Raw genomic sequence first — 26,154 nt, forward strand, 5'->3', positions numbered from 1 at the left:
GTCGGTGCAGCGCCGGCTCTCTGCAGAGGGGCCGTTAGTGGTCGTCGTTGGTCGCCCAGGGCCGCCCTTCGACGGCCCACAGACGGCCCGGCTCTGAAGCGGGAAAGCCGTTGAGTCCGATCCGAGCGCGACCCAGTGGCGCTACTACCCGGTCGGGTCGACCGCCCCGGGCCGAGCAGAGGTACCCGCGTCCGCCGCCGTTGAAGTCAGGTGTACATGTAGGGCTGCTGTAGCGGAGTATGAGGCGGCAAGAAAGCCAACTCACACATTACAGCAAACTAAAGCGAAGCTCAATGTCGAAATTCCCCCTAGCGTCGAAATCCCCCATGACGGCGTAAACGAATTCAACTCCGGAATGCGGGCTAGAGGCATAATAGACGACAATGGGTGTCAGATTAGTGAGCGGGACATCGTTGAAATTGAGCATATCGCGTGAAGCGTTGATGGCTGAGCCAATCCGCTTCAAGCGCTGGGAAGACAGCATCCGTGTAGATTCGCGCCCCGGAGAGGTCCTAATGGGAATGAGTATAAGACCATCGAAGATCGGGCATTTCATGCCATCTACATTCAGGGCGTCACCGCCAATGTCCGCGACTCGTTCCGTCAGCTCTTCCATGGCCAACTCAGACATCGTAAAGCCATACGGCGACCTAGCCTTTAGGCCACTCACTTGATGGACGGTCATTGCACGGGCATGGGCCGCTTCTATCGCTCCGAGGATCGCATTTCGGAGAAGCGCTGGAAGTGCATCGAAGTCGACACTTCTTTCGCGACTTGCTAGGTCACTGACGGAACGTTCGTCCACCTTGAGCTTGAAGGCGCTAGAGGCCTCTGCCAGGAGCTGACTCGGGGTCATCATAAATAGCTCAACCCCTGCTTCTCTGCGCATCTCACTTCGCAGTTCCATCCTTGGGCGGGCAAGACTTTGTCCTGCCCGTGGCGTCCACCAGTCCTCTTTCACGTCCCCTGTGATGAGCAAGACGTCTTTCCTGATCTTCGCCGCTTCATCCATGACCTGCTTCCAGATTATGTAATCTCCGGCAGCCTGGCCTTCTGGCTTCGAGGCATAGTCAGCGTAACCCGGCGGTATTTCCTTATCTGCGCGACGCTTCGCCTCCGCCACAGCCTCTGCGTATTCTTCGGGAGGTAGGGCGGAACCAATCCTGCCGAGCAGCAATGGGTCCAGTTGCACTAGAATTGGGTCAGTATGCGTAGAGTCCGTCCCCTCTACGGCGTCACTTTCCGCTTGCCTCTCAATGTATCTCTTCATTTCCTCAAGGGATCCCTCAATATGATCCCTGTAGCCTTCGATTCTCTGGTTGGCCGCATCGTCGGTGTCTAGGTGCACATCTTTTAGCCAACGGTCCGCGGCGTCACTCAATGATCGTAATGCTTTGTCAAGTGCAGCACAGGCGGTCCGGGCTTTCGCTCGATGGTGACCCTTAACGGAAGGTAGGTCGCGGTTCCGCCAGAACTCGGACAGTACTTCATGGGGAATCCACAATCGCTCTTGCAGGCGGTAGAGCACCGCAAAGGTATCCCTGCGGGTTCTCTCGTTGGATCGGTACAAATTGATCAATACATTCGTGTCAAGAACTATCATGCCCGAGTCGAACAGGTTCTTGTAATCGACGCTTGTGGGTGTTTGATATGCTTCCTCGCAATCGAAAATTCCAAGCCGTTCAGCGCTTTCCTGCGCCCCTGCGTCAGGAAGCTGTGATGCGTCCATCTGATCCCCCTTTGTTGCTCTCCCCTTGCCTTCCGAAGCTCAGTCTTTCACTGAATCAGGCTGAGGGTGGGCTGATTGGTGAAGGATGTGCAGCAAGAGCGGGGGCTGCGCGCGTCTTCGTAGGTGCGGCTACCACGCTGCCTCCGGTGGCCAGAATCGCGCCGACATCAGCGGGACTTGTATCCGGCTCGCTCACCACCCTCCCCAGCCAGAGGCATCATCTTGTGCCCGCGGATGGCGTCCCGCCCTCGCCCGCATGCATGCAGCGCGCCGCCGGGCGCGGCCACCCGTCAAGACGTTGAGTGCCTACCTCGGCCACAACGACCCCGGATTCACGCTCCGGGTCTACACGCACCTAATGCCGAGAAGCGACGCACGAGCCCGCAAGGCAGTGGACGGCCTGTACGACAATCTCGTTTCGATGCCACCCGCATCCTGAGATGTGCCTCTGGCGTGGGGCCTCCGCCCGTCAAACGGACGCAGGCTCACAAGGCGCCTCAATACGAATACGGAGTGGAATGGCCTCCAGCAATCACATGATCGCTCACCAAGCCTGGGATGATTCAGATCGAAGGTGAGTTCCCTGTCGCCCCATCCGCGCGTCAAGTCGAACAATGACTACCCTCAACGCTTACGATTGAGGACGTGCATGATGTGGACTTCGGGACACTACCGGCATGGGTAGGTTCGGTCTTGACGGGCGGCTCACTTCTGCTCGGATTTTATATCCTACTCCGAGATAGGAGAAAGGAAGAGCGCGAGCAAGCCCGAAAAGTAATTTGCTGGCGTGGCGGCAGCAGCGGCAGCGGATTCGTGACAGTCGCAATAAATACAGCGGAGCGACCGGTATCCAGTGTCCTCGTGCTCGTCGAGATGCGCGCCCACGGCAGCGTGCTGGAATCCTTCACGATAACTGGAATACTTCGCCCCGGGGAAGAAGTGAAGGTAGAGACGCCTGGGCGGATGAGTGGCGGAAAATGCATCCCAAATTTTGTCATTTTTGAGGATGCTGACGGAGTCGGTTGGGCGAAAGACCTGACTACGGGCACCCTCTATCGAAGACGCCTCTGGCGCAGGGCGCAGGGTGCTACTCGATTTGCCCGGTGGAAAATTCACCGCATGCGGGCAAAACAGGTAAGGAACCATTGATCGGCGACGCAGTTCGGAACAACGCACCTCCTTCACCATAAGAGCTGCGCTCTCAATAGCCAGTCGCTGAATGCGTCGTGCCGTGCGGCGCCACTGTCACGGTGACTACCGGGGCACCCTCGACGATCGGGCACGGGTGGGGCACGACGATGGCCTCCCCTAAGTTTCCGGGTCATGGCCCTCGATACGATCGAGTTGGTGCGGCTGGGCTGCGTATTGCGACGCCGGTCAGGGCAAGCGGCCACCACAGCCCAACGACAGCGGGACAACCTTGTCGGCAACAGCTAATACCGGTACCACTCAGGGGAGTTCAATTCATCCCCTAGCACCCACTCAAGAAGCGCCATCTTCCCGTTGAGGAAACCCCATTCATGTCATCCTCAGGCAGTAGCGAGCTGGCTTCATACTTGCCTTCGATCCGGGCCCTGCCTTGTTCGATCGATTTGCGCAGACCCTCATCGTATCTCGGGTTTATTTGACCGTCTGGCGTGTCACTCCATCTGCTATGTGTATACCAGATGCGATCATAGAGATCCTTGTGCAACTCTAGAAGTTCCGCGAGCGGACGAGGCGACTCATCGAGAAATGCTACCTCTTCTGCCAGTTCCTCGTATTCCTCTCCAAGTCTTTCTGCAAGTACGGCAACCAGTCCATCCACATCATACGCGTAAGCGGCACACCGATCATCTGCAAATATCTCATCAAAGTCGGGGTGGGGCTTCCGACGGTCGCCATTCACTACGGAGAAGTCCTGGTAGTTGGATGTGGCGAATACGTAGCAGTCCGAAGAATCCGCGGCTTCCGCAAGCGTGGTGCGAAAGAGCTCCATGAGGAGAGCATCAGCGATGCTGTTCTTGTTCAGGTGAAACGGAGCCTTCTTGTCGAGTGCGCGCTCGATCACGGCTCCATGCTCCTTGGTGCCAGGTTCAAGCCTTCTCCCATGGCCGAGTAGCTCGGAAATCTCGGAGAAATTCTGCAATGCTTGGGCGCTAACAAATGGCACCTGGTGAGCCATCTCCGCAATCCATGCCTGCGCCTCGCTATCGCCGTACTCCTTGAGGTCTTGTTTCAACAGCCTAAAACGTTCGCGGACGCTATCTGTGGCGGCCGCCTCCGCGCGCGGGCGATTACGCTCGAACTCTTTCAAGATGATGGACGGAACAAGAAGGTCGAGCTTTTCCTGAAAGAAAAGAACGCGAATGGGTACGATAATTTGCTGACCGTCGCGACGCCTGGCTATGTCCAGCCATACGGACGTATCAATTAGAAGCCTAAGCACACCGAGATAGTAGGCCTGTGAGCACGGTCTGATACTGCATTCTGTCGAGTTGATGTTGCATGCTGACGTCGCAGGGGAGACGCCCCGCCCCTTCAAGGCTTGTCTGTGCGCCCGCTGGAGGCACGTTCTGACCGCACGCCCTGTGCTCGCCTGCGCGGCGGTGCCGCGCAGGGCGGAGACGTGAGCACGGGCGCCACCGACCGCCCGCGACGTAGCCCGGAGGAACGGAGCGAGGACGGCGTGCTTGAGCAAGGAAGCGAAGGAGTCACGGCTCCTGACTTGCAGCGAGCAGCACTTGTGCAGATGGCGCGTGTGATGCGCGCTGACGGCCACAGGCGGCCCAGGGGCTGGGACGACATGTGGGGCCGACAGTCCAAGACTGTCGGCCCCACATGTCGTCCCAGCGGGAAACCCGCCCCGGCCTGCCCTTACAGCGCCGGCAGGTTCTTCCGCAGCTCGAACGCCGTGACCTCCGAGCGGTACTCCTCCCACTCCTGCCGCTTGTTGCGCAGGAAGAAGTCGAAGACGTGCTCGCCGAGGGTCTCGGCGACCAGGTCGCTGCGTTCCATCAGGGTCAGGGCCTCGCCGAGGTTCTGCGGGAGCGGCTCGATGCCCATGGCGCGGCGCTCCGCGTCGGAGAGGGCCCAGACGTCGTCCTCGGCGCCCGGCGGGAGCTCGTAGCCCTCCTCGATGCCCTTGAGGCCGGCGGCCAGCAGCAGCGCGTAGGCGAGGTAGGGGTTGGCGCCGGAGTCGAGGGAGCGGACCTCGACCCGGGCCGAGCCCGTCTTGCCGGGCTTGTACATGGGGACGCGGACCAGCGCCGAGCGGTTGTTGTGGCCCCAGCAGATGTACGAGGGGGCCTCGCCGCCCGCGCCCGCCGTGCGCTCCGCGCCGCCCCAGATGCGCTTGTAGGAGTTGACCCACTGGTTGGTGACCGCGGAGATCTCCGCGGCGTGCCGCAGCAGGCCCGCGATGAAGGAGCGGCCCACCTTGGAGAGCTGGTACTCGGAGCCGGACTCGTAGAACGCGTTGCGGTCGCCCTCGAAGAGGGACAGGTGCGTGTGCATGCCGCTGCCGGGGTGCTCGGAGAACGGCTTCGGCATGAACGTGGCGTGCACGCCCTGCTCCAGCGCCACCTGCTTCATGACGAGGCGGAACGTCATGACGTTGTCGGCCGTGGAGAGCGCGTCGGCGTACCGGAGGTCGATCTCCTGCTGGCCCGGCGCGCCCTCGTGGTGGGAGAACTCGACCGAGATGCCCATCGACTCCAGCATGGTGATGGCCTGGCGGCGGAAGTCCATGCCGACGTTGGTCGGGGTGTGGTCGAAGTAGCCGGAGTTGTCGGCGGGCACCGGACGGCTGCCGTCCAGCGGCCGGTCCTTCAGCAGGAAGAACTCGATCTCCGGGTGGGTGTAGAAGGTGAAGCCCAGGTCGGAGGTGCGGGCGAGGGCACGCTTGAGCACGTAGCGCGGGTCGGCGAAGGACGGGGAGCCGTCCGGCATGAGGATGTCGCAGAACATCCGGGCCGTGCCCGGGGCCTCCGCGCGCCACGGCAGGATCTGGAAGGTCGACGGGTCCGGCTTGGCGATCATGTCGGACTCGTAGACCCGGGCGAAGCCCTCGATCGCGGAGCCGTCGAAGCCGATGCCCTCGTCGAAGGCCTGCTCCAGCTCGGCCGGGGCCACGGCGACGGACTTGAGGAAGCCCAGCACGTCCGTGAACCACAGGCGTACGAACCGGATGTCACGCTCCTCCAACGTCCGGAGCACGAACTCCTGCTGCTTGTCCATCTTCCGCTTCCCCATCCTTGCTGGTCAGGCCGCCTTCTCTTCCGTACACGGGAGGCGGTCGGGCACCTGAGCATCCCACCACACCACCATTTCGTACGCGTTGCGGGCCATGATCGCCCGGCTGATCCGGGATCGAACGCCTCACGTACGGCAGGTGAACTGCTCTTGCGCCCATAGTGCCTGCTCGCACCGGCATCCGTAACGGCCGGTTCCCCTCGTCGCTCCACCCGTCTAATTTGCATCTCAGATGCAACTTTAAATAGCGTGCGCGCAGCCGAGCCTTGAGGAGGCCTGATGCTGTCCGAACAGTCCGCCGCCACCGTCCGTGCCACGCTCCCCGCCGTCGGGGCCGCCCTCGGCACGATCACCGAGCGCTTCTACGCCGGGCTGTTCGCGGCCCACCCTGAGCTGCTGCGGGACTTGTTCAACCGGGGCAACCAGGCCTCCGGCACCCAGCGCCAGGCGCTCGCCGGTTCCGTCGCCGCGTTCGCGACGCACCTGCTGGACCGTCCGGAGCAGCGGCCTGACGCCATGCTGCAGCGCATCGCCCACAAGCACGCCTCGCTCGGCGTAACGCCGGAGCAGTACGGCATCGTCCACGAGCACCTGTTCGCCGCCATCGCCGACGTGCTCGGCGACGCCGTCACGCCCGAGGTCGCCGCAGCCTGGGACGAGGTGTACTGGCTGATGGCGAACGCCCTGATCGCCGTGGAGCAGCGGCTGCGCGAGGAGCGCGGCGGGCACACCTGGCGGTCCTGGGAGGTCGTCGAACGGGTCGCCGAGACCGACGACGTCGCCACGTTCCGGCTGCGGCCGGCCGACGGCGGTCCGGTGCGGGACTTCCTCGCGGGCCAGTACGTCTCCGTCCGCGTCGCCCTCGCGGACGGTGCCCGGCAGATACGGCAGTACAGCCTGTCCGGGGCACCCGGCCCGGACCTGCGGCAGATCAGCGTGAAGCGCGTGCGCGCGGCCGGCGCCCCCGACGGCGAGGTATCGAACCACCTGCACGCGCGCGTGCGGGTGGGCGACGTCCTGGAGCTGTCCGAGCCGTACGGCGACCTGGTCCTGGACGGCGGCCCCGACACGCCGCTGCTGCTGGCCTCGGCCGGCATCGGCGTGACCCCGATGGCGGCGATGCTGGCTCACCTCGCCGACTCGGGGCACCGCGCCCCGGTCACCGTGGTGCACGCCGACCGCTCCCCCGCGACCCACGCCCTGCGCACCGACCACGAGGCCTGCGCCGCCAAGCTGCACGACGTGACCGTCCATCTCTGGTACGAGCAGGACGCCCCCTCAGGCACGCACTCCGGGCTGGTCGACCTCACCGGCGTCACGCTCGCCCCGGGCACGCGCGCGTACCTGTGCGGTCCGCTCCCGTTCATGCGGGCGGTGCGGTCCCAGCTGCTCGCCAAGGGCGTCGCACCCGCCGACATCCACTACGAGGTGTTCGGCCCGGACCTGTGGCTGGCGGGACAGGCCTAGGAGGTACGGGGACCGGTGCCCCGCGAGATCCCCAGCAGCAGCGCCCCGGTCGGCTCCGCCACGATGTCCTCCACCGTGACCGGGTCCAGTGAGGTGAAGAACGCCTCCTGGGCCCGGCGCAGAGCGCCGCGCAGACGGCAGGCGGCGTTGAGGGGGCAGGGCGTGGGGCCCTCGCAGTCGACCACGTCACCACTGCCCTCGAAGGCGCGGACCACGGCGCCCACCGAGGCCGTACGGCCCTGCTCGGTGAGGGTGAGACCGCCGCCCCGGCCGCGGCGGGCCTCCAGCAGGCCCATGTGCTGGAGCTCGGCGACGACCTTCGCCAGATGGGTGTACGGCACGTCCATGCCGTCCGCGACGTCCCGGGTCGTCGGACTCGACCCGCCCGCGACGGCGAGCCGCATCAGGACCCGCAGGGCGAGGTCGGTGGAGCGCAGCAGCCGCATGCGGGCAGCCTAGGTAATGCGAATCCGTGGTTCAAATTATCCGGGCGCCGGATCATCGGGCCGGGTCCCGGCGCCGGATCATCGGGCCGGAGACCGGCGCCGGGACCGGTGAAGCTGTCGGGCGGCTGTCGGTGCCGTATCGATTCGGCCCATTCCCGCGACTGCTCTACGGGGCGCCCCGCCTCCCCCACTACGATCACTGCACCCGACCGTCACTTTTCCCACGAAGGACACCTCATGGGCTCCGCCAACAAGAGCAGCACGGACCGCAGGGCGCGAATAGAGGAGATGCGGCGCGCCGAGCAGTCCCGTGAGCGCCGCAACCGGCTCCTCACCATCGCGGCCAGTGTGGTGGTCGTGGCCGGGCTCGTGGTCGGCGGTGTCGTGCTCGTCCGGTCCCAGGACGACAAGGGCAGTGACGTGGCGGCGAGCGACTCCTCGGGCAAGGGCAAGTTCGTGACGGGCAAGGACGGCGTGAAGACCTGGGAGGGGAAGCTGTCCCGCAACCACGTCACCAAGGCCGTGAAGTACGCCTCCGAACCGCCGGTCGGCGGCGATCACAACCCGGTCTGGATGAACTGCAACGGCGACGTGTACACCGAGCCGCTGAAGAACACCAACGCCGTGCACTCGCTGGAGCACGGCGCGGTGTGGGTGACGTACAGCGCCGACGCGAAGAAGGCCGACGTCGACGCGCTCGCGGCGAAGGTGAAGAAGACGCCGTACACGCTGATGAGCCCGATGGACGACCAGAAGGACCCGATCATGCTCTCGGCGTGGGGCCACCAGCGCACGGTGACGGGCGCGAAGGACCCGAACGTGGACGCGTTCTTCGAGAAGTTCGTCCAGGGCGAGCAGACCCCCGAGCCGGGGGCCGCCTGCACGAACGGGCTGTCCAAGTGAGGCATGTCGGCCTGATCGCCGGGGCCGCGACGGCGGCGCTCGTCGCCGCCGGTGCGATCACCTACGCCGTCGCCGGGGACGACGGCGGCGGCAGGACGCCGTCCGCCGAGTCCGCGGACGCCGGGTTCGCGCGGGACATGGCGGTGCACCACCAGCAGGCCGTGGAGATGTCGTACATCGTGCGCGACCGCACGAAGGACGAGGATGTCCGGCGGCTCGCGTACGACATCGCGCAGACGCAGGCCAACCAGCGCGGCATGATGCTCGGCTGGCTGGACCTGTGGGGCCTGCCCAAGGTGTCCTCCGAACCGCCGATGACCTGGATGGACATGGGCGGCATGGCCTCCGGCAAGGACGGCGCGCTGATGCCGGGCATGGCGACCAACTCCGAGATGAAGAAGCTCGGCGAGCTCGGCGGGAAGCAGGCGGAGGTCTTCTACCTCCAGCTGATGACGGACCATCACAAGGGCGGCGTCCACATGGCCGAGGGGTGTGTGGACAGGTGCGCGGTCGGCGTGGAGAAGCGGCTCGCCCAGGGCATGGTGGACGCGCAGCAGTCGGAGATCTCCTTGATGGCGGACATGCTCAAGGAGCGGGGCGCGGCGCCGCGGCCGTAGGGACACTGGGCGCGTAAGCCTCGAATCCGCCCTGCCGGGTTGCTTCTTGGGCTCTTCTTGGCCTGCCTGGGGCCGTTCTTGGGCTGCGGCATTCCCTGGCATGAACGGTTCATCGCGAGAGTGGCGACCGTCGAGTGATCCACTCGCGACGAACCGCACAGGGGGTTCCATGAGATCCAACCGCGCCACGGTGCGCGCCGGGGTGAGCATGGCAGCGACACTGCCGATGCTCGTCGGTGCGCTGGCGCTCGGCATACCCGCGGCACACGCCGCCGACCACCCCGTCCGCGACCTGCTGGCCGGGACCCGGCCCGCGTGGGCAACCGCCAGGGCGGACAAGGGCGCCACCTCCGACGCCGCCCGCGTCTCGGCCCGGGTCTACCTCACGGGCAGGGACGCCGCGGGCCTCGCCGCCTACGCCAAGGCCGTCTCCGACCCCGGCTCGGCCTCCTACGGCAAGTACCTGACGGCCAAGCAGGCGCAGGCCCGCTTCGGTGCGACCCCGGCCCAGGTGGCGGCCGTGAAGTCCTGGCTCACGGCCGCGGGTCTGAAGGTCACCGGCGTGACGCAGCACCACGTCTCCGTCAGCGGTGACGTGGCCGCCGCCGAGAAGGCGTTCGGCACCCAGCTGCACAACTTCGCCAAGGGCTCCAGGACCTACCGCGCCCCGGCGAGCACCGTCTCCGTGCCGCACAGCGTGGCCGACGCCGTCCTGACCGTGACCGGGCTGGACGACGCGCCGCACATGGCCACGCACGACGATCAACTGCCGCCGCCGGACACCGTGTTCCGCAACGCCGGGCCGTTCTCCTCGTACTACGGCTCCACCACCGCGAGCACGCTCCCGGACGCCTACGGCAAGAAGATCCCGTACGCCGTCAAGGGCTACACGGGAAAGCAGCTGCGGGCCGCCTACGGCGCGGGCACGCGCACCGGCAAGGGTGTCCGGGTCGCCATCACGGACGCGTACGCCTCCCCGACGATCGCCTACGACGCCGGCACCTACGCCAAGCGCAACGGCGACGCGGCGTGGAAGACGGGCCAGCTCCACCAGGTCCTGCCCGAGAAGTACACGAACACCAAGGACTGCTCGGCCTCCGGCTGGTACGGCGAGGAGACCCTGGACGTCGAGGCGGTGCACGCGGTCGCACCGGCCGCGGACGTCACGTACGTCGGCGCCGCCTCCTGCACGGACGACGATCTGCTCGACGCGCTCGGCAAGGTCGTCGACAAGCACCTGGCCGACATCGTCTCCAACTCGTGGGGCGAGGTCGAGGCCGCGCAGACCCCCGACCTCGCGGCCGCCTACGACCAGGTCTTCCAGCTGGGCGCGGTCGAGGGCATCGGCTTCTACTTCTCCTCCGGTGACGACGGCGACGAGGTCGCGAGCTCGGGGACGAAGCAGGTCGACTCCCCCGCCAACTCGGCGTGGGTCACCGCCGTCGGCGGCACCTCGCTGGCGGTCGGCAAGGACGACTCGTACCTGTGGGAGACCGGCTGGGGCACCGAGAAGGCGAGCCTGTCGGCCGACGGCAAGAGCTGGACGGACTTCCCCGGCGCCTTCACCTCCGGCGCGGGCGGCGGCACCAGCAGGACCGTCGCCGAGCCCTCCTACCAGCAGGGCGTGGTGCCGGACGCGCTGGCGAAGGCCAACGGCGCGGCCGGCAACCGGGTCGTCCCGGACATCGCGGCGATCGCCGACCCGAACACCGGCTTCCTGGTGGGGCAGACGCAGACTCTCCCCGACGGGAAGAGGCAGGCCTACAGCGAGTACCGCATCGGTGGCACCTCGCTCGCCGCGCCGACCATCGCGGCCGTGCAGGCCCTGGCCCAGGAGGCCCGCGGCAAGGCGATCGGCTTCGCCGACCCGGTGATCTACGCGAAGTACGGCTCGAAGGTCTACCACGACGTCACCGACGACCCGACGGGCTCCGGCCTCGCCGTGGCCCGGGTCGACTTCGTGAACGGCTATGACGCCACCGGCGGCCTGTCCACGTCCGTGCGCAGCCTCGGCAAGGACAGCTCGCTCGCGGCCGTGAAGGGCTACGACGACGTCACCGGCGTGGGCTCGCCCGCGAACGGCTACGTCGAGTCGTACCGGCGCCGCTGACCGTCGCCGGCCTCCGCAAGGGGACATGGGGTGGTGTGGGGTGACCCACACCACCCCATTGTGTCGCACTGACGATTACACTGGGCGGCGTGCCTCAACTACGTCTCGCCCTGAACCAGATCGACGCCGGCGTCGGCGACCTCGCCGGCAACACCGAGTCGATCGTCCGCTGGACCCGGCACTCCGCCGAACAGGGAGCGCATCTCGTCGCGTTCCCGGAGATGGTGCTGACCGGGTATCCCGTCGAGGACCTGGCGCTCAGGTCGTCCTTCGTCGAGGCCTCCCGCGCGGCGTTGCGCGCTCTCGCCGCGCGCCTGGCCGAGGAGGGCTTCGGAGAGCTGCCGGTGATCGTCGGCTATCTCGACCGCAGCGCGACCGCCCAGCCGAAGTACGGCCAGCCGGCCGGCGCGCCGCAGAACGCCGGTGCGGTGCTCCACCGCGGTGAGGTGGTCCTGAACTTCGCCAAGCACCACCTGCCGAACTACGGCGTCTTCGACGAGTTCCGCTACTTCGTGCCCGGCGACAGCATGCCGGTGCTGCGGGTGCACGGTGTGGACGTCGCCCTGGCGATCTGCGAGGACCTCTGGCAGGACGGCGGCCGCGTCCCCGCCGCCCGTTCGGCGCAGGCGGGCCTGCTGGTGTCCATCAACGCCTCCCCCTATGAGCGCAACAAGGACGACACGCGTCTGGAGCTGGTCCGCAAGCGGGCCCAGGAGGCCGGCTGCACCACGGCGTACCTGGCCATGATCGGCGGCCAGGACGAGCTGGTGTTCGACGGCGACTCGATCGTGGTCGACCGGGACGGCGAGGTCGTGGCGCGTGCTCCGCAGTTCGCCGAGGGCTGCGTGGTGCTGGACCTTGACCTGCCGGCGGCGTCGCCGGACGCTCCCACGGGCGTGGTCGACGACGGTCTGCGCATCGACCGCGTGGTGCTCTCGGAGGAGCCGCTGCCCGCGTACGAGCCCGAGCTCACGGGCGGTTACGCGGACCGGCTGGACGACGACGAGGAGGTCTACTCGGCGCTGGTCGTGGGCCTGCGCGCGTACGTCGCGAAGAACGGCTTCACGTCGGTCCTGATCGGCCTGTCCGGCGGCATCGACTCGGCGCTGGTCGCGGCGATCGCGTGCGACGCGGTGGGCGCGCAGAACGTGTACGGCGTGTCGATGCCGTCGAAGTACTCCTCGGACCACTCCAAGGGCGACGCCGCCGAACTGGCCCGCCGCACGGGCCTGAACTACCGCACGGTCGCGATCGAGCCGATGTTCGACGCGTACATGGGTTCGCTGGGCCTGACGGGCCTGGCGGAGGAGAACCTCCAGTCGCGCCTGCGCGGCACGCTGCTGATGGCGATCTCCAACCAGGAGGGCCACATCGTCCTGGCGCCCGGCAACAAGTCGGAACTGGCGGTCGGCTACTCGACGCTGTACGGCGACTCCGTCGGGGCGTACGGCCCGATCAAGGACGTGTACAAGACGTCGGTCTTCCGCCTCGCCGAGTGGCGCAACCGGGCCGCTAGGGAACGGGGCCAGACCCCGCCGATCCCCGAGAACTCCATCAGCAAGCCCCCGAGCGCGGAACTGCGCCCGGGCCAGGTGGACACGGACTCACTGCCCGACTACCCGGTGCTGGACGCGATTCTGGAGCTGTACGTCGACCGGGACCGGGGCGCGGACGAGATCGTGGCGGCCGGGTACGACGCGGAGCTGGTCGCGAAGACGCTGCGGATGGTCGACACGGCCGAGTACAAGCGGCGCCAGTACCCGCCGGGCACGAAGATCTCCCCGAAGGGCTTCGGCAAGGACCGCCGGCTGCCGATCACGAACGGGTGGCGGGAGTCGCTCTGACGGGCCAGGGTCGACAGGGACGGCCACCGGCCCGGCGTCTCGGGTCCGGCGGTCTCCCACGCCTCACGGTGTGGGAGACCGCCGCGCCCGCCGGGACCCGACTTCCACCACCTGCACCCGGGAGCCCACCATGAGGATCCATCTGACCAGCGTCTTCGTCGACGACCAGGCCAAAGCCCTCCGCTTCTACACCGAGGTCCTCGGCTTCGTGAAGAAGTACGACGTCCCGGTGGGCGAGACGGACCGGTGGCTGACCGTCGTCTCCCCCGAGAACCCAGGTGGTACGGAGCTGCTCCTGGAGCCCGCCGGTCACCCGGCCGTCAAGCCCTACCGCGACGCGCTCGCCGCCGACGGCATCCCGGTGGCCCAGTTCGCCGTCGACGACGTCCGGGCCGAGTACGAGCGCCTGAGCGGCCTCGGCGTCCGCTTCACCCAGGAGCCCGTGGACATGGGCCCCGTCACCACGGCCGTCCTCGACGACACCTGCGGCAACCTGATCCAGATCGCGACCCAGCCGCAGCAGTAGTCCCGGGGCGCGCCCGGCGGTGTCCGCCGAGCTCGATCGATCCGCCGACGTACTGACAGGTGGTCACGTAGCGTCGGACCCACCGTGGAGGGGGTTGATCATGAGTGAGCGCGGCGTTCCGGCGCGTGTTCTGGCCGCCGAACGCATCGCCGTCGAGGCGGGGTTCACCAAGAGCTGCGTCCGGGAGGTCGGCAGGCTGCTGAGGACGGCCGCCGCCGCCAAGCCCGGCGGGGTCGTCGCCGAGAGCGGCACCGGGTCGGGGGTGGGGACCGCCTGGCTGCACAGCGGTCTCGGGGACGGTGCGCGGCTCGTCACCGTGGAACGGGACGAGGAGCTGGCCCGTCGCGCGGCCGGCGTCTTCGCCGACGACTCTCGCGTCAGCGTGCTGACCGGGGACTGGCGGCTGCTCGAACGGCACGCCCCGTTCGACGTGTTCTTCTGCGACGGCGGCGGCAAGCGGGACGATCCGCGCAGGGTCGTCGAGCTGCTCGCTCCCGGGGGGATCCTCGTCCTGGACGACTTCACGCCCTCGGCCCAATGGCCACCCCGGTTCGAGGGCGAGGTGGACGAGCTGCGCCTGTTCTACCTCACCCATCCGGACCTGGACGCGGCCGAAGTCCTCACCACGCCCACCAGTTCGGCGGTCGTCGCCGCGCGGCGGCAGGGGTCCCGTTAGACGGAGAACGGCGGCCCGTGGGTCCGGGACCCACGGGCCGCCGCGCGGCAGAAGCCGTCAGTGGTGCACCGCTTCCGTCTCCTGGGGGACGTGGCTCGCCACGATCCGCTCGCGCCGGGTGGCCGGAGCCCGGCGGCGGTCCACCGCGTAGGCCAGCGACGCCACGGCCAGTCCGAGAATTGCCAGGGCCACACCGGCCAGGGCCGGGGAGGTGACGCCGAAGCCCGCGGCCAGGGCGAGGCCGCCGATCCATGCGCCTCCGGCGTTGGCCAGGTTGAAGGCGGCCTGGTTCGCCGAGGAGGCCAGGGACGGGGCCGAGGAGGCCTTCTCCATCACCATGAGCTGGAGCGGGGAGCCGGTGGCGAAGGCCGCCATGCCGAGCAGGGTCACGGCGACGGCGGCCGTGGCTTGCGTGCGCATCAGCAGCGGGAACAGCGCCAGGACCGCCACCAGGGAGGCCAGGCAGCCGAACAGCGTGCCGCGCAGGGAGTGGTCGGCCAGGCGGCCGCCCAGCAGGTTGCCGGCGGTCGCCCCCACGCCGAACAGCGCCAGCAGCAGGGTGACGCTGGCGTCGGTGTAGCCGGCGGCGTCCGTGAGCATCGGCGTGATGTAGCTGTAGGCCGAGAAGAGGGCGCCGAAGCCCGCGACGGTCGTACCGAGCGACAGCCAGACCGGCAGGGAGCTCAGAGCGGCGAGTTCGCCGCGCAGGCCCTTGGCGGAGGCGTGCTCGTGGTCGTGCGGGATGAGGAGCGCGAGCGCGGCGATGGCCGCCAGGCCGATGGCGCTGACGCCGAGGAAGGTCGCCCTCCAGCCGAGGTTCTGCCCCATGAGGGTGGCGACCGGCACGCCAAGGACGTTCGCGACCGTCAGGCCGAGGAACATCAGCGAGACCGACCGCGCCTTGCGTTCGGGGGCGACCATGTTCGTGGCGACGACGGCGCCCACGCCGAAGAAGGCGCCGTGCGGCAGGCCGCTCAGGAAGCGGGCGGCCAGCAGCCAGCCGTTGTCGGGCGCGAGGGCCGACAGGGCGTTGCCCACGACGAACAGTCCCATCAGGCCGGTCAGGACCGTGCGCCGGGACATCTTGGCCGTGACCGCGGCCAGCAGCGGGGCGCCGATGACGACGCCCAGCGCGTACGCCGACACCAGATGGCCGGCGCTGGGTATCGAGATGTTCAGGTCGTCCGCGACGTCGGGCAGCAGCCCCATCATCACGAACTCGGTCGTACCGATGCCGAAGGCGCCCACGGCAAGGGCGAGTAGGGCCAGGGGCATGAGTGAGCCTTTCGAGACTTGCTTGGAGATCCGTACGCGTATGTTCAAGTACGGAACAAAGTCTCGCAGGCGCACTATTCCAAGCCCTGCCGCCTCCGGCGCGGATTTCCGGCGGCAGGGCTGTGACCAGGGAGTTTCAGGAACCGCTTGTGGTGACACTCACACGGGCCGCGAGCGGCAGATGGTCGCTGCCCGTCTGCGGGAGGGTCCACGAACTCTCCGGCTTCAGACCCCGGACCATGATCTGGTCGATGCGCGCCATCGGGAACGACGCGGGCCAGCTGAAGCCGAAGCCGTTGCCGGCCGCACCCTGCGTGGAACGCATCTGCGAGGTGACGGCGTTGAGCGCGCGGTCGTTCATCGTGCCGTTCAGGTCGCCGAGCAGGACCACGTTCTTCAGCGGTTCGTGGGCGATGGCCTCGCCGAGGTAGTCGGCGCTCCGGTCGCGCTGGCGGGCCGTGAAGCCGGCCTCCATCTTCACGCGCACCGACGGCAGATGGGCGACGTAGACCGCGACCTGTCCGGCCGGGGCGGTCACGGTGGCCCGCATCGCGCGGGTCCAGCCCATGTCGAGGTCGACGTCCTGCACCCCGGTCAGCGGGTACTTGCTCCACACCCCGACCGTGCCCTGCACGGAGTGGTAGCGGTACGTCGACGCCAGCGCCTTCTCGTAGGTGGGGACCGCGGCCGGCGTCAGCTCCTCCAGGGCCAGCACGTCCGCGCCGGAGGCGGCCACGTCACGGGCGGTGCCGGCCGGGTCCGTGTTCTCGGCGTTGACGTTGTGCGTGACCACCGTGAGGTCGCCGCCGGTGGCGGTCTTGTCGCTGAGCTGACCGCCGAAGAGGTTCAGCCAGACCACGGACGGCAGCACCACCGCGATCAGCGCGGTCGCGGACCTGCGGACCAGGGCGAGGACGAGCAGCACCGGGACGAGGAGGCCGAGCCAGGGCAGGAACGTCTCGGTGAGGCTGCCCAGGTTGCCGATCATGTTCGGGATGCGTGAGTGCAGCACCATGACCAGGGCCAGCAGCACCGAGCCCGCGGCGACGAACAGTCCACGCCGCCAGATCCGCGGATCGCCCCGCCAGGAACCCGCCAGCCGGTCGAACAGGCGCCGAAGCCGGGTTCCCCGGTGCTCGGGCCCCGAGCCGCCGTTGTCCGTCTCCGTCATGTACGCCTGCTGCGCCATACCGTCGCCTCACTGCCTGCCGTGCACACCATCGCCCCCGTGTCCTTACGACCCTAGGGGATGATCCGTTCCGTTCCCGCCGTCCCTCGACGGCCGTACGGGGGCGATGACGTTCGAGTCCCCACGAGGAGTTCCGATCAGGCCCGCCGAAAGCGCCCTCTGTGACGAAACGCGCACACTAGGAGCCCTGCGAGGCCGAACTGACAGAGGGTGAGCTGCCGGGCCGCAGCCCTTCGAGCAGGGTGTCGACGACCTGCTCGGCGAGGTCGTCGGGCAGGTCGGCGTCGGTGCGCAGCACGGCGCGCACCAGCATGGGGCCGACGAACAGGTCGTTCAGCAGTTCCAGGTCGAGGTCCGTGCGCAGTTCGCCGTTCTCCTGGCCGCGTCTGAGGACCTCCAGGCCGAGCCGGCGGCGCGGGGCGACGACGGTGGCGTGGTACGCCGCCCACAGTTTCGGGCTGCTCTTCATCTGGGCCTGGACGCTGTGCAGGATCGCCGAGGAGCGGTTGGCCAGGCCGCGCCGGCGCACCTGCTCCAGCAGGACCACGAGGTCGTCGCGCATGGAGGTGCCCGGGAGCGGCGGGTCCGGGGGCTCGCCGGTGCGCACGACGTCGACGAAGAGTTCCTCCTTGCCGCTCCAGCGGCGGTAGATGGTGGCCTTGCCGACGCCCGCGGTGCGGGCGATGCGCTCGATGGACAGCTCCGCGAGGGGGACGCCCTCCTCCAGGAGCTTCATCACGCCCTCGATGATGGCGCGCTCGACGGCCTCGCTTCTGGGACGTCCCCTCGCGGGACCGTCGTGCGGGGGGTGCCGTTCGGCGAGGCTCACGTCGCTGCTTCCTTTCCTGACCCGGCGGCCGTTCCGTGCCGCGCGGGAGGTGAATTCTCCCGCAGGCCTACGATCTGGTGTGCGACAACTCCTGCTCGTCCTCGGTCCCCTGGGCCGCCGGCGGCTTGCCCGGCAGGAACAGGGCCACGACGACCGCGCCGAGCACGGCGACGCCCGCGCCCCACAGGGCGGTGATGTGCATCGCGTGCAGGAACGCGTCGTAGGCCGGGGCGACCAGGGACTCGCCCCGCGGGCCCAGCTTGTCCGCGATGCCGAGCGTGGCCTCGATGGACTCCCCCGCGGTGTGCCGCAGCGCCGGAGGGAGGGCGCCGAGCTCGTCCTCGATGCCCGTGCGGTACGCCGTGGACAGCACCGAGCCGAGGACGGCGATGCCGAGGGCGCCGCCGACCTGCCGGAAGGTGTTGCTCAGCGCGGAGGCGGAGCCGGCCTTCTCGCGGGGCAGGGCCTGCATGATGACGACGCTGACCGGCGTCATGATGTGCGCCATGCCGGCGCCCATCAGGAAGAAGATCACTTCCAGGATCCAGATGGGGGTGTCGGCGTCCAGGGCGGCGAAGGCGGCCAGCGTGGCGGCGATGACGAGCAGGCCGGCCGTGGTCGTGGCCTTGTTGCCGATGCGGTCGACCACCAGCCGGGCGCGCGGCGCGAAGATCATCTGGGCGGCGGCCAGCGGAAGCATGAGCAGACCGGTCTGCAGCGGCGAGTAGCCGCGCACGCTCTGGGTGTAGAAGACGGAGAAGAAGGTCACGCCCATCAGAGCGAAGAAGACCAGCGCGATGGCGGCGATGGCGGCCGAGAAGGCCTTGTTCTTGAAGTACGTGACGTCCATCGACGGATGGTCGCTGCGCTTCTCGAACACGACGAACGCGACGAGTACGGCGAGACCGGCCCCGATCGTGGACAGCACGGTGGCGTCGGTGAAGTCGGCGAGCTGGCCGCCCTTGATGATGCCGTAGACGAGCAGGACCAGGCCGACGACGGACAGCACCACACCGACGGGGTCGACGCGGCCGGGGTTCGGGTCGCGCGAGTCGGGCACCAGCCAGAGCATCAGCGCGAGTGCGAGCAGCACGATCGGCACGTTGATGAGGAAGACCGAGCCCCACCAGAAGTGGTCGAGCAGCACGCCGCCGGTGATCGGGCCGATGGCGATGGCGAGTCCGACGCCGCCCGCCCAGATGCCGATGGCCTTCGGCTGCTCCTCGCGGTCGAAGACGTTCATGAGGACGGCGAGGGTGGCGGGCATCACGAACGCCGCGCCCAGGCCCATCACCGCACGGAAGGTGATCAGCTCGCCCGGCGATCCGGAGAACGCGGCGAACGCGGAGCCGATGCCGAACACGGCGAGGCCGCCGAGCAGCACCTTCTTGCGGCCCATCCGGTCGCCGAGCAGCCCGGCGGTGAACAGCAGGCCCGCGAAGACGAGGGTGTAGGCGTTGATCGCCCACTCCAGCTCGCTCTGCGTGGCGCCCAGGCCGGTGGGGGCCGGGGTGGAGATCGTCTTGATGGCGACGTTCAGGATCGAGTTGTCGAGCACGACGATCAGCAGGCTCAGCATCAGCACGCCGAGGATCGCCCAGCGGCGCCGGTGCACCGCTTCCGGTACGCGCGGGCCGGTCGGGGCGGCCGGATCGGCAGGAGTAGTCATGGAGGGGAGCCTAGAACTATTTCGATACGAGACCGTCTCGTATTGGAATTCTCTTACCGGGATCTTACGTGGCTTCCGCCGTCCCGGCTCCGGGGGCGGAACTCACAGGGGCTCCCCTAGCCCTCGGTGGCACGAGGTGCCACCATGGACGTGGTCCGGGGACGCCGTCAGGGCGCCTCGAGATGACGTGTTAGGAGCCGTGCAATGACGCAGCTTCCGGCTGCCCAGACTGCTCAGAAGAAGCCCTCCGACGGCGGCAAGACGCTGTACGGGGGCAAGGGCACCCGCCGTATCACCGTGCGCGACATCGCCGCCGCCAAGGAGCGCGGCGAGAAGTGGCCGATGCTCACCGCGTACGACGCGATGACCGCGTCCGTGTTCGACGAGGCCGGGATCCCGGTGATGCTCGTCGGCGACTCGGCGGGCAACTGCCACCTCGGGTACGAGACGACCGTGCCCGTCACCCTCGACGAGATGACGATGCTGTCGGCGGCGGTCGTACGGGGCACCTCCCGTGCGCTGATCGTCGGCGACCTGCCCTTCGGCTCCTACCAGGAGGGTCCGGTGCAGGCGCTGCGCTCGGCGACCCGGCTGGTGAAGGAGGCGGGCGTGCAGGCCGTGAAGCTGGAGGGGGGCGAGCGGTCGCACGAACAGATCCGGCTGCTCGTCGAGTCCGGCATCCCGGTCATGGCCCACATCGGGCTGACCCCGCAGTCGGTCAACGCGATGGGTTACCGCGTGCAGGGGCGGGGCGAGGAGGCGGCCCAGCAGCTGCTGCGGGACGCGAAGGCCGTGCAGGACGCGGGGGCGTTCGCGGTGGTGCTGGAGCTGGTTCCCGCGGAGCTGGCCGCCGAGGTGACGCGGGTGCTGCACATCCCGACCGTCGGCATCGGGGCGGGCCCCGAGACCGACGCGCAGGTGCTGGTGTGGACCGACATGCTGGGTCTGACCGGCGGGCGGGTGCCGAAGTTCGTGAAGCAGTACGCCAATCTGCGTGAGGTCATGGGCGATGCGGTGAAGGCGTTCGCGGACGAGGTCGTCGGCGGAACGTTCCCGCAGGAGGAGAACTCCGTCCACTAGAGAGTCACAGCGAGCCACAGCGGTACCACGGACAGCCCGTCGATCTTCCCCCAGTCGACGGGCTGTCCCCCTTCTGCCGACCACTGGCTCCGCCCACTCCACCGACACCACCGACACCACCGACAAAGCCTGTCGGCGGCTTGTCGGTGATTTGTCGGTGGGCCCTGAGAGCGTCTGTCTCATGACGCGAATCGACACACAGACCAGCGGCGCCGCTGTCACCGTGCGGGGGCTGGTGAAGCACTACGGGGAGACCAAGGCTCTGGACGGGGTCGACCTGGAGGTGCGAGAGGGCACCGTGATGGGGGTGCTCGGGCCGAACGGGGCCGGGAAGACCACCCTCGTGCGGATCCTGTCCACGCTCCTGGCGCCCGACTCGGGGCAGGCCACCGTGGCCGGGTACGACGTCGTACGGCAGCCGCGGCATCTGCGGCGGGTGATAGGACTCACGGGCCAGTACGCGTCCGTGGACGAGAAGCTCTCGGGCTGGGAGAACCTGTACATGATCGGGCGGCTGCTCGATCTGCCCCGCAAGGAGGCCCGCGCCCGCGCCGACGGGCTGCTGGAGCGCTTCTCGCTGACCGAGGCGGCCAAGCGGCCGGCGGCGACGTACTCCGGGGGGATGCGGCGACGGCTGGACCTGGCCGCCTCCATGATCGGCCGGCCGGCCGTGCTCTTCCTCGACGAGCCGACCACCGGCCTCGACCCCCGCACCCGCAACGAGGTGTGGGACGAGGTGAAGCGCATGGTCGGCGACGGGGTCACCGTGCTGCTCACCACCCAGTACATGGAGGAGGCCGAGCAGCTCGCCACCGAGCTGACGGTCGTCGACCGCGGCCAGGTCATCGCGGGAGGCGCGATCGAGGCGCTGAAGGCGAAGGTCGGCGGCCGGGCGCTGCGGATCCGCCCGGCCGATCCCACCCATCTGCGGCCCCTCGCCGGCGCGCTGGACGAGCTGGGGATCACCGGGCTCGCCACCACGACCGTCGACACCGACCGGGGTGACGTCCTCGTGCCGATCCTCAGCGACGAGCAGCTGACGGCCGTGGTCGGCGCGGTCACCGCGCGCGGCCTCACGCTCTCCTCCATCACCACCGAACTGCCCAGCCTGGACGAGGTGTTCCTGTCCCTCACCGGCCACCGGGCCAGTGCCCCCCAGGACGCCATGCCCGCCGAAGACCTTCAGGAGGCCGCCGTATGAGCGCCGTCACCGTCAACGACGCCGCCGCGGACGCCCGTATCCCGCTGCGCGGCCATCTGCGCCACACCGGGGCCCTGATCCGCCGCAACCTGCTGTGGATCCGCAAGGACCCGGAGTCGATGGCCGACGCGCTGCTGATGCCGGTCATCTTCACCCTGCTGTTCGTGTTCGTGTTCGGCGGCTCGATCGGACAGGCGCTGGGCGGCGGGCAGGACCGGTACGTGCAGTACCTGATCCCCGGCATGATCGCGATGATGAGCATGACGCTGTCCCAGGGCGTCGGCACCGGCTTCAGCCAGGATTTCAACTCCGGTGTCATGGACCGGTTCCGGTCCCTGCCCATCGGGCGCGGCTCGGTGCTGTTCGCGAAGATCTCGGTGGAGCTGCTGCGGATGCTGTTCGCGACCACCGTGCTGATGATCGTCTCCGTGGCGGTCGGGTTCGACATCACCAACTGGCCCGGGCTGTTCGCGGCCGTGGCCCTGTCCACCGCGTTCGCCTCGTCGATCATGTGGGTGTTCCTCACCCTGGGCGTGATGCTGAAGAACGCGCAGTCCGTACAGGCGATGGGCTTCCTGGTGCTGTTCCCGCTGCAGTTCGGCTCATCGATCTTCGCGCCGACGACGTCGATGCCGGGCTGGCTGCAGGCCTTCACCGACTACAACCCGCTGTCCACGCTCGCGGACGCCGCGCGCGGTCTCATGGTGGGCGGGCCGGTCGCCCACGACCTGTGGGTGACGCTCGGCTGGTCGGTGGCCATCACGGCCGTGATGGCGCCGGTCGCGATCCACAAGTTCCGCACGAAGAACTGACCGTCGGCTCGGATCCGCGTCAGAGCAGGGCGGTGGCCTCGTCGAGGGAGAGGCCACCGCCCGCCGCGTACGCGGCCTCGTAGGCGTGGTCGCCGAGCAGCGCCCGGGCCTGCCGCTCCGTCCGCTCGCGGCTCTCGCGCTCCTGCCGCTGGGCGATGTGACCGGGCGGCAGCAGGGCGTCGAAGGCGCCCAGGCAGCGGGCCGCGTCCTCGGCGCGCCCTCCACCGTCGAGGCCGGTCAGCGCCCAGGCACCGACGAGCAGGTACCCCGAGCGCATGTAGGGCGCGATGGCCGCGGACAGCGGATCGGCGGCCCGGTCCAGTGCCTTGCGGATCAGGTGCAGGCACTCCTCGTACCGGCCCTCGGCGGCGTCCAGCCATGCCTCCGCGCCGAGGATGAACGCGTCGAAGACGATGAAGTGGGCGATCCGGAAATCGCGGCGCAGCCGCTTCAGCTGCTCGCGTGCCTCCGCGGTGCGGCCCGTCAGGCCGAGCCAGCCGGCGAGGAACAGGCGGGCGGCGGGCATGGCCTCGCTGTGCGAGTCCTCACGCTGGGCGATCACCTCGCGCAGCAGCCGCTCACCGCGTTCGCCGTCGCCCGCCTCCAGCAGCGCGCTGCCCAGCCGGGCGCTGAGCACCGCCGCCTGGGCGCGGGCGCCGAGGTGTTCGGCGTGGGCGACGGCCGCCTCGTAGTCGGCGGCGGCCAGGGCGTACTGGCCCTTGCGCTCGTGGGCCTCGGCGCGGGCGGAGAGGGCCTCGGCGGTGCCCCAGGCGTCACCGAGGCGCCGGTAGATGTCCAGCGACTCGTCGGCGTCCTGGGCGGCGTCACCGGCCCAGTCGATGCGGTTGGCGAGGAAGTTGGCCCGCATCTGCAGGCCGGAGGCGAGCTCCCACTCGAAGCCCGGGGTCTGCCGGCAGGTGCGGATGGACGCGTCGATGACGACGCGCAGCCGGTCCATGTCGCCGGTCAGCATCACGGCGAAGAACCAGAGCAGTCCGGGGAGCCGGCAGTTCTGCGGCAGACCGGGCTCGTACGTCCCGGCGATGGCGCGCAGCTTCCGCTGGGACTCCGGGCTCTGCCAGGCGTCCAGCTCGGTGTCCATACAGGCCAGATGGGCGAGGTGGATGCCGCGCCGGGCCTCCCACAGGACCTCGCCGGTCATCGGGGGCGGGGCGTCGGTGCAGCGCTGCCACACCGCGGTGGCGGGGCGGACCGGCTCGGTGAAGGGGTCGGGGCCGAGCGTCATGACCTCGCGGCACCAGTTGCGCGCCTCGATGCGCAGATCGCGCATCTGCCAGTACCAGACGAGGGACAGCGCCAGGCACAGCGCCTCCTGCTCGTCGCGCAGGGCCACGGCGTGGCGCAGGGCGATGCGCAGGTTCTCGTACTCGCGCTCCAGCCGGTGGATGGCGGCGAGCTGGCCGGGGCCGCGCAGTAACGGGTCCGTGACGCGGGCCAGTTCACGGAAGTACGTCAGATGGGCCCGCTCGGCTTCGGTGCGCTGCCCGGATTCGTCCAGCCGCTCGGCGGCGTACTCGGCGACCGTCTCCAGGAGCCGGTAGCGCATCTCCCCGTCGGCGGACCCGCCGGGCGGGGCGGCCACGACCAGGGAGCGGTCGACGAGGGAGCCGAGCGCCTCCAGGGCGGCCGGTCCGCACACCGCCTCGGCGGCGGGCAGGTCGCAGCCGCCGGCGAACACCGACAGCCGCCGCAGGACGTCCCGTTCCTCCTCGTCGAGCAGGTCCCAGGACCAGTCGACGACGGCTCGCAGGGTCTGCTGGCGGGGCAGGACGGTGCGGCTGCCGGAAGTGAGGAGACGGAAACGGTCGTCCAGCCGGTCGGCGATCTGGCGGGGGGTGAGCATCCGCAGCCGGGCGGCGGCGAGTTCGATGGCCAGCGGCAGGCCGTCGAGGCGACGGCAGATCTCGGCGCACGCCCCGGGGTCGTCCTCGACGCGGAAGCCGGGCCGGGCCGCCGCGCCCCGGTCGGCGAGCAGCCGCAGCGCGACCGGCTCGGGCAGCGGCTCCACCGGGCGCAGCAACTCCCCCGGCACGCCGAGCGGTTCACGGCTGGTGGCCAGGACGGTGAGGTCCGGACAGCGCGCCAGCAGCTCCTCGGCGAGCCGGGCGGCGGCGTCGGCGACGTGCTCGCAGTTGTCGAGGATCAGCAGCATGCGAGGCCGGGAGCAGTGCTCGGCGAGCCGCTCGACGGGGTCGTCGAGCCGGTCGGCGACCGCGGCGCGGATGCCCTCGGCGCCGGCGCCGTACAGCACGGTCTCACGGGCGCCGAGGGCGGTGAGCACGGCCTCGGGGACGGCGTCGGGGTCGTCGACCGGGGCGAGTTCGGCCAGCCACACACCGCCGGGCATGGCCTCACGTACGGACTCGGCGGCCTCCTGCGACAGGCGGGTCTTCCCGGCGCCGCCGGGCCCCAGCAGGGTGACCAGCCGGGCCGCCGCGAGATCCCCGCGGAGGGTCTCGATGTCGGTCTCCCGGCCGATGAAGGAGGTGAGGCGGGCCCGGAGATTCCCGGCGGACCTGCCCGGCCCCTCGGCCGCCGGCGGGTGGGCGGGGGTGTCTCCGAGACGGAGCAACTCAGCGTGCAGGGAACGCAGTTCCGGCCCCGGGTCGGCGCCGAGACGGTCGGCGAGGAGGCGCCGCACGTCCTCGTAGGCGTCCAGTGCCTCCGCCGCACGGCCGGCGTCCCGCAGGGCGCGCAGACGCAGGGCCTGGAGGGGCTCGTCCAGGGGGTGGCCGTCGCACAGAGCGGTCAGTTCCGGCAGGGACTGCTCGGCCTGGCCGAGGGCGAGGGCGGCGCTGTGGCGTGCGCGCAGCACGTCCAGGCGGCGGGTGTCCCGGCGGGCCGCCTCGGCGGTGCGGTCGGGCAGGTCGGCGAGGGCCGGGCCGCGCCACAGGGCGAGGGCGTCGTCGAGGACCACGGCGGCCTTGGCGGGGTCGCCGTCGGACAGCGCCCGCAGCCCCTCGCCGGCCAGCCGCTCGAACCGGTGCAGGTCGACGTCGTCGGGCGGGGCGGTGAGCCGGTACCCGCCCTCGACGGAGGCGATCGCGTCCGCGCCGAGGGTCCTGCGCAGCCGCCCGACCAGCGCCTGCAGCGCCCCCGGCGCGTCGGCGGGCGGCTGCCCGCCCCACACCTCGTCGACGAGCAGCCCGGCGGGCACGGTCCGGCCGGCCCGCAACGCGAGCACGGTCAGCAGCGCACGCAACCGCGCCCCGCCGACCGGAAGGGCCGTCCCGTCGTCGCGGAGCGCCTGCGTGGTGCCGAGGATGCGGTAATGCACGGGCTCATTGTCTCCGGTGGTGCGAGGGCGGGTCACGGCGATCGGCGGCACGGCGGGCGTTCGGGGGGCGGCGAGGCGTTCGGGGGCGGCGGGGCGTTCGGGGGGGCGGCGGGCGTTCGGGGGGCGGTGCGGGGGCGTCACGCTCGGCGGCACCGGGGGTCGCGACCAGGACCACGCACCGGAGCGGGACGGCGACTCCCGAGCCGGAAGCCGACCGGACCACCGGCCCACGTCACACACGTCACGACGG

20 protein-coding genes and 1 pseudogene are annotated in these 26,154 nt (G+C 69.3%); 12 read left to right on the top strand and 9 right to left on the bottom strand.

What is annotated here, in order from left to right; all coding sequences use genetic code 11:
* Positions 1–268: 268 nt before the first annotated feature.
* Entirely contained in the window at positions 269–1,729 is a 1,461-nt protein-coding gene (locus ACZ7EG_RS00450) for a PIN-like domain-containing protein (RefSeq protein ID WP_471070194.1), read from the bottom strand.
* A 289-nt stretch (positions 1,730–2,018) separates the two neighbouring features.
* Here ACZ7EG_RS00450 and ACZ7EG_RS00455 point away from each other — a divergent pair.
* Positions 2,019–2,168 (top strand): annotated as a pseudogene (locus tag ACZ7EG_RS00455) (tyrosine-type recombinase/integrase); the annotation flags it as partial.
* Positions 2,169–2,374: 206 nt separating this feature from the next.
* Positions 2,375–2,878, top strand: coding sequence for a hypothetical protein (locus ACZ7EG_RS00460; protein WP_471070196.1), 504 nt, complete (start codon positions 2,375–2,377; stop codon positions 2,876–2,878).
* 322 nt (positions 2,879–3,200) lie between these two features.
* On the opposite strand, the gene ACZ7EG_RS00465 is transcribed toward ACZ7EG_RS00460, so the two are convergent.
* The gene (locus ACZ7EG_RS00465; protein WP_471070198.1) at positions 3,201–4,157 is read right to left on the bottom strand and encodes a PIN domain-containing protein; all 957 of its coding nucleotides are present in this window, start codon (positions 4,155–4,157) and stop codon (positions 3,201–3,203) included.
* A 428-nt stretch (positions 4,158–4,585) separates the two neighbouring features.
* Positions 4,586–5,947, bottom strand: coding sequence for a type I glutamate--ammonia ligase (gene glnA, locus ACZ7EG_RS00470; protein WP_471070200.1), 1,362 nt, complete (start codon positions 5,945–5,947; stop codon positions 4,586–4,588).
* Between the two features lie 294 nt (positions 5,948–6,241).
* Here glnA and ACZ7EG_RS00475 point away from each other — a divergent pair, with 294 nt between their 5' ends.
* Positions 6,242–7,429 (top strand): globin domain-containing protein, encoded by a 1,188-nt coding sequence (locus ACZ7EG_RS00475; RefSeq protein WP_471070202.1) that lies wholly within the window; start codon positions 6,242–6,244, stop codon positions 7,427–7,429.
* Here ACZ7EG_RS00475 and ACZ7EG_RS00480 read toward each other — a convergent pair.
* Entirely contained in the window at positions 7,426–7,875 is a 450-nt protein-coding gene (locus ACZ7EG_RS00480) for an RrF2 family transcriptional regulator (protein ID WP_471070205.1), read from the bottom strand. The genes ACZ7EG_RS00475 and ACZ7EG_RS00480 overlap by 4 nt on opposite strands.
* A 237-nt stretch (positions 7,876–8,112) precedes the next feature.
* On the opposite strand from ACZ7EG_RS00480, the gene ACZ7EG_RS00485 reads away from it, so the two are divergent.
* The 6 genes from ACZ7EG_RS00485 (at position 8,113) to ACZ7EG_RS00510 (ending at position 14,551) form a co-directional block, all read left to right on the top strand.
* A complete protein-coding gene (locus tag ACZ7EG_RS00485) occupies positions 8,113–8,778 on the top strand; it encodes a DUF3105 domain-containing protein (protein ID WP_471070207.1) in 666 nt (221 codons plus the stop codon).
* On the top strand, positions 8,775–9,395 hold the full coding sequence (locus ACZ7EG_RS00490; protein ID WP_471070209.1) for a DUF305 domain-containing protein: 621 nt from the start codon (positions 8,775–8,777) through the stop codon (positions 9,393–9,395). The genes ACZ7EG_RS00485 and ACZ7EG_RS00490 overlap by 4 nt, the downstream gene beginning before the upstream one ends.
* A gap of 169 nt (positions 9,396–9,564) precedes the next feature.
* Positions 9,565–11,505, top strand: coding sequence for a S53 family peptidase (locus tag ACZ7EG_RS00495; RefSeq protein WP_471070211.1), 1,941 nt, complete (start codon positions 9,565–9,567; stop codon positions 11,503–11,505).
* 89 nt (positions 11,506–11,594) lie between these two features.
* Positions 11,595–13,349, top strand: coding sequence for an NAD+ synthase (locus ACZ7EG_RS00500; protein ID WP_471070213.1), 1,755 nt, complete (start codon positions 11,595–11,597; stop codon positions 13,347–13,349).
* Between the two features lie 130 nt (positions 13,350–13,479).
* Positions 13,480–13,875: a VOC family protein gene (locus tag ACZ7EG_RS00505; RefSeq protein WP_471070215.1), complete on the top strand. Its 396-nt coding sequence runs from the start codon at positions 13,480–13,482 to the stop codon at positions 13,873–13,875.
* A gap of 100 nt (positions 13,876–13,975) precedes the next feature.
* On the top strand, positions 13,976–14,551 hold the full coding sequence (locus ACZ7EG_RS00510; protein WP_471070217.1) for an O-methyltransferase: 576 nt from the start codon (positions 13,976–13,978) through the stop codon (positions 14,549–14,551).
* Between the two features lie 57 nt (positions 14,552–14,608).
* On the opposite strand, the gene ACZ7EG_RS00515 is transcribed toward ACZ7EG_RS00510, so the two are convergent.
* From ACZ7EG_RS00515 to ACZ7EG_RS00530, 4 genes are all read right to left on the bottom strand, one after another.
* A complete protein-coding gene (locus ACZ7EG_RS00515; RefSeq protein ID WP_471070220.1) occupies positions 14,609–15,826 on the bottom strand; it encodes an MFS transporter in 1,218 nt (405 codons plus the stop codon).
* 136 nt (positions 15,827–15,962) lie between these two features.
* The gene (locus tag ACZ7EG_RS00520; RefSeq protein WP_471070222.1) at positions 15,963–17,015 is read right to left on the bottom strand and encodes an endonuclease/exonuclease/phosphatase family protein; all 1,053 of its coding nucleotides are present in this window, start codon (positions 17,013–17,015) and stop codon (positions 15,963–15,965) included.
* Positions 17,016–17,193: 178 nt separating this feature from the next.
* Positions 17,194–17,844, bottom strand: a complete 651-nt coding sequence (locus ACZ7EG_RS00525) for a TetR/AcrR family transcriptional regulator (RefSeq protein ID WP_471070224.1) — start codon at positions 17,842–17,844, stop codon at positions 17,194–17,196.
* Positions 17,845–17,911: 67 nt separating this feature from the next.
* Complete coding sequence (locus ACZ7EG_RS00530) at positions 17,912–19,513, bottom strand: MFS transporter (RefSeq protein WP_471070226.1); 1,602 nt, start codon at positions 19,511–19,513, stop codon at positions 17,912–17,914.
* A gap of 204 nt (positions 19,514–19,717) precedes the next feature.
* On the opposite strand from ACZ7EG_RS00530, the gene panB reads away from it, so the two are divergent.
* From panB to ACZ7EG_RS00545, 3 genes are all read left to right on the top strand, one after another.
* The gene (gene panB / locus ACZ7EG_RS00535; protein WP_471070228.1) at positions 19,718–20,593 is read left to right on the top strand and encodes a 3-methyl-2-oxobutanoate hydroxymethyltransferase; all 876 of its coding nucleotides are present in this window, start codon (positions 19,718–19,720) and stop codon (positions 20,591–20,593) included.
* A 181-nt stretch (positions 20,594–20,774) separates the two neighbouring features.
* Complete coding sequence (locus ACZ7EG_RS00540) at positions 20,775–21,794, top strand: ATP-binding cassette domain-containing protein (protein WP_471070230.1); 1,020 nt, start codon at positions 20,775–20,777, stop codon at positions 21,792–21,794.
* On the top strand, positions 21,791–22,606 hold the full coding sequence (locus ACZ7EG_RS00545; protein ID WP_471070232.1) for an ABC transporter permease: 816 nt from the start codon (positions 21,791–21,793) through the stop codon (positions 22,604–22,606). Before ACZ7EG_RS00540 ends, ACZ7EG_RS00545 begins: the two co-directional genes overlap by 4 nt.
* Positions 22,607–22,625: 19 nt before the next feature.
* On the opposite strand, the gene ACZ7EG_RS00550 is transcribed toward ACZ7EG_RS00545, so the two are convergent.
* A complete protein-coding gene (locus tag ACZ7EG_RS00550) occupies positions 22,626–25,904 on the bottom strand; it encodes a BTAD domain-containing putative transcriptional regulator (RefSeq protein ID WP_471070234.1) in 3,279 nt (1,092 codons plus the stop codon).
* Positions 25,905–26,154: the final 250 nt, after the last annotated feature.

Source organism: Streptomyces sp. NPDC037100 (assembly GCF_055606225.1).

Excerpts from the sequence above, each read along its gene's own strand:
- ACZ7EG_RS00530 (WP_471070226.1), bottom strand. The coding sequence starts at position 19,513 with ATGACTACTCCTGCCGATCCGGCCGCCCCGACCGGCCCGCGCGTACCG.
- ACZ7EG_RS00520 (WP_471070222.1), bottom strand. The coding sequence starts at position 17,015 with ATGGCGCAGCAGGCGTACATGACGGAGACGGACAACGGCGGCTCGGGG.
- ACZ7EG_RS00545 (WP_471070232.1), top strand. The coding sequence starts at position 21,791 with ATGAGCGCCGTCACCGTCAACGACGCCGCCGCGGACGCCCGTATCCCG.
- ACZ7EG_RS00495 (WP_471070211.1), top strand. The coding sequence starts at position 9,565 with ATGAGATCCAACCGCGCCACGGTGCGCGCCGGGGTGAGCATGGCAGCG.
- ACZ7EG_RS00510 (WP_471070217.1), top strand. The coding sequence starts at position 13,976 with ATGAGTGAGCGCGGCGTTCCGGCGCGTGTTCTGGCCGCCGAACGCATC.
- ACZ7EG_RS00450 (WP_471070194.1), bottom strand. The coding sequence starts at position 1,729 with ATGGACGCATCACAGCTTCCTGACGCAGGGGCGCAGGAAAGCGCTGAA.
- ACZ7EG_RS00480 (WP_471070205.1), bottom strand. The coding sequence starts at position 7,875 with ATGCGGCTGCTGCGCTCCACCGACCTCGCCCTGCGGGTCCTGATGCGG.
- glnA (WP_471070200.1), bottom strand. The coding sequence starts at position 5,947 with ATGGACAAGCAGCAGGAGTTCGTGCTCCGGACGTTGGAGGAGCGTGAC.
- ACZ7EG_RS00485 (WP_471070207.1), top strand. The coding sequence starts at position 8,113 with ATGGGCTCCGCCAACAAGAGCAGCACGGACCGCAGGGCGCGAATAGAG.
- ACZ7EG_RS00475 (WP_471070202.1), top strand. The coding sequence starts at position 6,242 with ATGCTGTCCGAACAGTCCGCCGCCACCGTCCGTGCCACGCTCCCCGCC.
- ACZ7EG_RS00540 (WP_471070230.1), top strand. The coding sequence starts at position 20,775 with ATGACGCGAATCGACACACAGACCAGCGGCGCCGCTGTCACCGTGCGG.
- panB (WP_471070228.1), top strand. The coding sequence starts at position 19,718 with ATGACGCAGCTTCCGGCTGCCCAGACTGCTCAGAAGAAGCCCTCCGAC.
- ACZ7EG_RS00515 (WP_471070220.1), bottom strand. The coding sequence starts at position 15,826 with ATGCCCCTGGCCCTACTCGCCCTTGCCGTGGGCGCCTTCGGCATCGGT.
- ACZ7EG_RS00505 (WP_471070215.1), top strand. The coding sequence starts at position 13,480 with ATGAGGATCCATCTGACCAGCGTCTTCGTCGACGACCAGGCCAAAGCC.